The sequence below is a fragment of the Paraburkholderia sp. FW306-2-2C-D06C genome, from assembly GCF_058781505.1.
This window is the reverse complement of sequence record NZ_JBYSWU010000157.1, coordinates 1-569: the sequence shown is the minus strand read 5'-3', so window position 1 is coordinate 569 and position 569 is coordinate 1. Positions and strand designations below refer to the sequence as shown.

The window sequence follows — 569 nt, the reverse complement described above, 5'->3', positions numbered from 1 at the left end:
GACATCCAGCGCGTGTTCCCCGCAACGCTCGAACTGGCGACGCTGTCGACGATGCTTGGCGTGCTGATCGGCGTGCCACTCGGCGTGATTGCCGCCGTGCGCCATAACCGCTGGATCGATCACGTCGCGCGCTTCGTCGGGCTGGTCGGCAGCTCGATGCCTGTGTTCTGGCTCGGTCTGATGGGCCTGCTGCTGTTCTACGCGAAACTGCACTGGGTATCGGGACCGGGGCGTGTCGATCCTGTGTTCGATGGCATGGTGGACACGCACACCGGTAGCCTGTTGATCGATTCGATAATCGCCGGCGAATGGGACGTGTTCTTCAATGCCTTCTCGCACATCGCACTGCCCGCGGCGATTCTCGGCTACTACTCCGTGGCGTATCTGAGCCGGATGACGCGCTCGTTCATGCTTGAACAGCTAAGCCAGGAATACATCACGACTGCGCGTGCGAAAGGTTTGTCCGAGCGGCGTGTGATCTGGCGTCACGCGTTCGGCAATATCGCTGTGCCGTTGCTGACGGTGATCGCGCTCACCTATAGCTATCTGCTCGAAGGCTCGGTGCTGAC

General features: G+C 61.0%; 1 protein-coding gene. It reads left to right on the top strand.

Annotated elements, in window-relative coordinates:
* Positions 1-569, top strand: a 569-nt coding sequence (locus AC3WLT_RS37295) for an ABC transporter permease (protein ID WP_492596546.1), incomplete at both ends; no start/stop codon positions are given.